Here is a 5,417-nt window from a genome sequence, read left to right on the forward strand (position 1 = left end):
CGCTGCCGATCCGCACCTTCGCGGCGACAAGCACCCTGTTGGTGGTGACCTTCTACCTGATCGCCCAGATGGTCGGGGCCGGCCAGCTCATCAAGCTGCTGTTCGGCCTGCCGTACGAACTCGCCGTGCTGCTGGTCGGCGGGTTGATGCTGACCTACGTGCTGTTCGGCGGCATGGCGGCGACGACCTGGGTGCAGATCATCAAGGCGGCCATGCTGCTGGGCGGCGCGACCTTGATGGTGATCCTGGTGCTGGCGCAGGTCGGGTTCTCGGTCGAGACGCTGTTCGCCCGCGCCGTGCAGGTGAAGACCGCCCTGGCGGCCGGCAAGGGCGCGACGCCGCCCGACGCCGCCGCGCAAGGGGCCTCGATCATGGGGCCGGGCAACTTCATCAAGGACCCGATCTCGGCTGTCTCGTTCGGCATGGCGCTGATGTTCGGCACCGCCGGCCTGCCGCACATCCTGATGCGCTTCTTCACCGTCCCGAACGCCAAGGAGGCGCGCAAGTCCGTAGCCTGGGCGACCGCCTGGATCGGCTACTTCTATGTCCTGACCTTCATCATCGGCTTCGGCGCCATCCTGCTGGTGGCGACCAACAGCGCCTACCTCGACCAGGCCGGCGGCCTGCTCGGCGGTGGCAACATGGCGGCCATCCACTTGGCCGACGCGGTGGGCGGCAACGTGCTGATGGGCTTCATCTCGGCGGTGGCCTTCGCCACCATCCTGGCGGTCGTCGCCGGCCTGGCGCTCTCGGGGGCGTCGGCGGTGTCGCACGACCTCTACGCCATGCTGCTCAAGAACGGCGACGCCAACTCGGCCGACGAGCTGAAGGTGACCCGCGTCACCACCGTCGTGCTGGGCCTCATCGCCGTGCTGCTCGGCATCATCTTCGAGAAGCAGAACGTCGCCTTCATGGTGTCGCTGGCCTTCGCCCTGGCGGCGTCGGGCAACTTCCCGGCCCTGCTGCTGTCGCTGCTGTGGAAAGGCTGCACGAGCCGCGGCGTGGCGATCGGCGGCGCCCTTGGCCTGACCACGGCGCTGGTGCTGACCGTGCTGTCGCCCGGCATCTGGGTGAACGTCCTGCAGAATGAGACCGCCATCTTCCCGTACACCTCGGCGGCGCTGTTCTCGATGCCGGTCGGCTTCATCGGCATCTGGCTGTTCTCGCTCCTCGACCGTAGCGACCGGGCCGCCATCGACCGGGCCGGCTTCGCCGACCAGAAGGTGCGGGCCGAGACCGGGATCGGCGCCTGATCCGCCGACCCACCCCATCCGCCGCCCAAACTGGAGATGCCGATGATCGCTCGTAGAGAGGTGCTGACCCGCGCCGCCGCCTTCGCCCTCGCCGGCGCCGCCTCCGGGCAGGCGGTGGCGGCCCAGCCGAGCGGCGCACCGGCCGACCTCCTGCTGGTCAACGGCAAGGTCGCCACCATGGACCCGGCGCTGCCGCGGGCCGAGGCGGTGCTCGTGCGGCGCGGCCGGATCGCCTACGTCGGCTCCAACGCCGGGGCCCGCCAGCGGGCCGGCGGGCTGAAACCGATCGACCTGGAAGGTCGGACCCTGCTGCCGGGCTTCATCGAAGGCCACACCCACTTCGAGTGGTACGTGGAATCCGACGCCTTCCATACGCGCGTCCCCCAGAGCCTCGGCAGCCTGCCTGAGATCTTCGAGGTCCTGCAGAGCGCGGCGGCCAAGACGCCGAAGGGCGAGTGGATCTTCGGCCGCGGCTATTTCGGGCTGGAGCGGCAGGTGGCCGAAAAGCGCCTGGCCACGCGCCAGGAGCTCGACGCCATCACTACGGATCACCCGATGATCCTGTTCTCAAGCGTCCACGTGGCCTCGCTCAACACCCCGGCGCTGAAGAAGCTCGGCTTCTGGACGCCCGAGGACGAACGCAAGCTGCGCTGGAAAGACGGCACGCAGCGCACCGGCACCATGGTCGGCCGGGACGCCCAGGGCCTGCCGACCGGCGTGGTCACCGAGATGTTCGACCTCGTGCTGGACGAATCGACGATTCCGCTCGCGGCCCGTAAGGATGCCTACGAGCGCTACGCCCAGGAGGCCTTCCTCGGGACGGGCATGACCACGGTCTGCAACGTCTCCGGCGTCGCCGAACACATCCGGGTCGAGCGCCAGATGCAGCGCGAGGGCCGCCTGCCGCTGCGCTTCCGCACCTTCTACATCGTGCCGGCCGCGATCGGCCTCGACGACATGATCAAGCAGGGCCTGACTCAGGGGCAGGGCGACGCCATGCACCGCGTCGGCGGCGTGAAGATGTTCGTCGACGGCGCCGGCCAGGATCCTGAGGGCAACCGGATCAGCGACTTCAAGTGGACCGAGGCGCGCCTGACCGAGCATGTCGCCAAGGCCAACGCCGCCGGGCTGCCGGTGCTGTTGCACGCCGTCAGCGTGCCGGGGCTGGAGCGGTCGCTGAACGCCATCGCCGGGGCGCGCGCCCAGACCGGGCGGGCGATGCGCAACCAGATCCACCACGTCGGCTTCCTGAGCGATCCGGCCCACCTGCGCCGGCTGCGCGACCTCGGGATCACCGTCGGCATCACCCGGGCGGAGAAGGGCAACGGCCGCCTGCCGCAGCGCCGGGCCGACTTCCGGGCGATGTTCGACACCGGCGTTCAGGTGCTGTGCGTCGCCGACCCGGCCGGCAGCTTCAAGCACTTCTCGACCTGGGAGGGGATCGGCTCGCTGGTCGCGCCGGTCAGCGAGGGCGGGGTGCTGCCCGACGACCGGCGGATCACCGTCGACGAGGCCCTGCGCACCTGGACCACCCAGAGCGCCCTGACCAACTACGAGGAAAGGGACAAGGGCTCGATCAGCGTCGGCAAGCTGGCCGACTTCCAGGTGATCTCGCAGGACCCGTGGCAGGTGGCGCCGGGGGCGCTGTTCGACACCAAGGTGCAGGAGGTCTTCCTGGCGGGCCGCTCGGTCTACCGCCGGGCCTAGGCGCCGAGCATCGTTCGGCGCAGCTCGCGCACCGCAGCGCCTGGGCTGGTCAGCACCGGCGCGTCCATCACCGCCGCGACGGCCGGCGCGGCGCGGGCCAGGCTGTACTGGGCCAGGGCCACCGCGTCGAAGGCGCGGCCGCGCACCGCTTCGGCGACCAGGCGGTCATGGGTCGTCGTATCGCCGGCGTCCAGCGCCGCCAGGGCGCTATCGACGAAGATCGGCTCGACGGCAAGCTCGGGCGGGAACTCGGCCGGCATGGTGGCGAGGGTCGGGGCGAAGGTGGCGACGAGGCCGATCCGTCCGCCGATCGCCGCCGCCTCGGCGATCATCGCTTCGTACGGCGAGCGGACGGGCAGGGGGCCGAGGTCGGCCCGGACCGCGTCGATGCAGGGCGCGAAGGCCGAGCAGGTGAAGAGCACGGCGTCGGCCCCGCTCTGCCGGGCATAGCGGCCGAGCGCGAGGAAGCGGTCGGTGAAGCTGGCGTCGAGCGCGCCTGCCGCCGCCAGGTCGGCGGACAGGCTTTCGTCCAGCAGGTTGGCCAGCCGAGCGTGCGGCCACAGCTCCGCGAACGCCGCCTCGATCGGCGCCGGCGAGTGCCGGAGCGCGTGGATCAGCGCGATGCGCGGCATGGCCTCAGTCGGCGGCGGGGGCGGCCGCCGCCTGGGCGGCTTCGGCCTCGATCGACCTGGGGATCTTCGAGCGGCGGAAGAAGTAGACCGGCGCGCCGACCGCCACGATCAGCAGGCCGATCATCGACTGCTCGAAGCGGGTGACCAGCAGGTTGCCGAGGTAAATCGCCGAGATGGCGATGAACACCAGCGGCGCCCAAGGATAGGGGCGCACCCGGTAGGGGCGCGGCAGGTCCGGCTCGCGGAAGCGCAGCACCATCAGCCCGACCACCGCCAGGACCGTGAACAGGTGGCTGACGAAGCCGACGGCGCTGAGGATGTTCCGGTAGCTGCCGCTCGCGGCGTAGAGGCAGGCGCAGATGGTGACGGCGATCACCGCCAGATACGGGGTGCGGCTTCGCTCGTGCACCTTGGCCACGAAGCTCGGCAGCAGGCCGTCCTGGGCCAGGGCGAAGACCACGCGCGGGTAGCTGAGCAGTTGGGCGTTCAGCACGCCGAGGGCCGAGATGATGATGGCGATGGCGACCAGGATCGCCCCCGGCTCGCCGACGGCCTGGCGCATCACGTCGGCGGCGATGCGGTCGCTGTTGCGCAGCTGGTCGAAGGGCAGCACCAGGATGCAGACGAGGTTGAACAGCAGGTAGAGGATGAGGACCGCGCCGAAGCCGAGCGCGATGGCGCGGGGGATGTCCCGCTGCGGGTTGCGCAGTTCGCCGGCCACCTGGGTGACGAAATAGGCGCCGCTGAACGAGAAGAAGCACAGCAGCAGGCCGTCGGTGATCACGCCGATCAGCTCGCCCGGCGTCCGCTCGGGACCCGGATGCGACAGGGCCGCCGGATCGCCGCCGATGGTCAGCAGCGGCACGGCGACGAGCAGGATCAGCAGGCCGAACTTCGTCGCCGTCAGCACGATCTGCGCCCGGCCGCTGGCCTTGACGCCGATGGTGTTGAGGCCGGCGACGGTGAGGATCATGGCGATGGCCATCGCCCGCTCCGGCGGCGGCTCGAAACCGGCCGCGGTGATCAGGCCCGAGAGGTAGCCGGAGGCCATGATCGACACCACCGCCAGGGCCGCCGAGCCATAGCCGAACAGCATCATCCAGCCGTAGCTGAAGCCCAGGAAGTGGCTGCGGAAGGCGCGCTTGAGGTGGACGTAGGCGCCGCCGGTCTGCGGGATCGCCGCGCCCAGCTCTGCGAACGACAGGGCCGAGCAGGCGGCGACGAGGCCGGCGATCCCCCAGATCGTCAGGGCGAGCCAGGGCCCGCCGGCGATGTCCGCGACCGCGGCCGGCAGCAGGAAGATGCTGGCGCCGACGATGCCGCCGGCCACAAGCGTGGTCGCCTCGGGCAGGCCGAGCGCGCGGCGCAGGCCGCCTGGGGCGCTGTCGGTCGAGGGGGTCTGGGCGGACATGGGCTATCGGCTCCGAAGGGGGGCGGTGGCGGACCCGGTGCGCTCGCGACGACGATATGGCTGCGGAGCCATCGGCTTCCCCCTTTGTGTTGTATCCGGGACCTGCGCCCGACTCGCCTCAAGCAGTCGTTAGAAATCCCGCGCCACAGGCAAATGGAATAACCGCCTCTTGGCAAGCGCCGGATGTCGTGCGGATCGAAACCGCCCGCATTTCAGCGTCCTGGGCCATATCACCCTTGAAGACGCACCGCCGGTCCGGTGATGATCGGGCCACAGATCAGCCCGGGCCGCGAGACGCCCGGCGTCGGGAGGATGGATGAGCCGGTTCCAGCCGTGGAACGCCGACGTCGCGGCTGCGATCGTCGAGGCGCACGACGGGCGCGAGGGGGCCTTGCTGCCCATCCTCCACGACCT

At 70.6% G+C, this 5,417-nt stretch carries 4 protein-coding genes; 2 read left to right on the plus strand and 2 right to left on the minus strand.

Annotated elements, in window-relative coordinates; genetic code table 11:
* Together actP and ACILRF_RS14010 are read left to right on the plus strand one after the other, a co-directional pair.
* A partial coding sequence (gene actP, locus ACILRF_RS14005; protein WP_395673925.1) for a sodium:solute symporter family transporter occupies window positions 1–1,253 on the plus strand: 1,253 nt, incomplete at its 5' end.
* 42 nt (window positions 1,254–1,295) lie between these two features.
* Window positions 1,296–2,960: an amidohydrolase gene (locus ACILRF_RS14010; protein WP_395673927.1), complete on the plus strand. Its 1,665-nt coding sequence runs from the start codon at window positions 1,296–1,298 to the stop codon at window positions 2,958–2,960.
* On the opposite strand, the gene ACILRF_RS14015 is transcribed toward ACILRF_RS14010, so the two are convergent.
* Together ACILRF_RS14015 and ACILRF_RS14020 are read right to left on the minus strand one after the other, a co-directional pair.
* Window positions 2,957–3,592 (minus strand): aspartate/glutamate racemase family protein, encoded by a 636-nt coding sequence (locus tag ACILRF_RS14015; RefSeq protein WP_395673929.1) that lies wholly within the window; start codon window positions 3,590–3,592, stop codon window positions 2,957–2,959. The two genes, ACILRF_RS14010 and ACILRF_RS14015, sit on opposite strands and share 4 nt — an antisense overlap.
* A 4-nt stretch (window positions 3,593–3,596) precedes the next feature.
* On the minus strand, window positions 3,597–5,003 hold the full coding sequence (locus ACILRF_RS14020) for an APC family permease (protein WP_395673931.1): 1,407 nt from the start codon (window positions 5,001–5,003) through the stop codon (window positions 3,597–3,599).
* Window positions 5,004–5,417: the final 414 nt, after the last annotated feature.

Origin of the sequence: Phenylobacterium sp. (genome assembly GCF_044236515.1) — a bacterium.
Classification (GTDB): domain Bacteria; phylum Pseudomonadota; class Alphaproteobacteria; order Caulobacterales; family Caulobacteraceae; genus Phenylobacterium.

Bases quoted from the DNA above. Each gene is read 5' to 3' on its own strand.
- ACILRF_RS14015 (WP_395673929.1), bottom strand. From the start codon at position 3,592: ATGCCGCGCATCGCGCTGATCCACGCGCTCCGGCACTCGCCGGCGCCG.
- ACILRF_RS14010 (WP_395673927.1), top strand. From the start codon at position 1,296: ATGATCGCTCGTAGAGAGGTGCTGACCCGCGCCGCCGCCTTCGCCCTC.
- ACILRF_RS14020 (WP_395673931.1), bottom strand. From the start codon at position 5,003: ATGTCCGCCCAGACCCCCTCGACCGACAGCGCCCCAGGCGGCCTGCGC.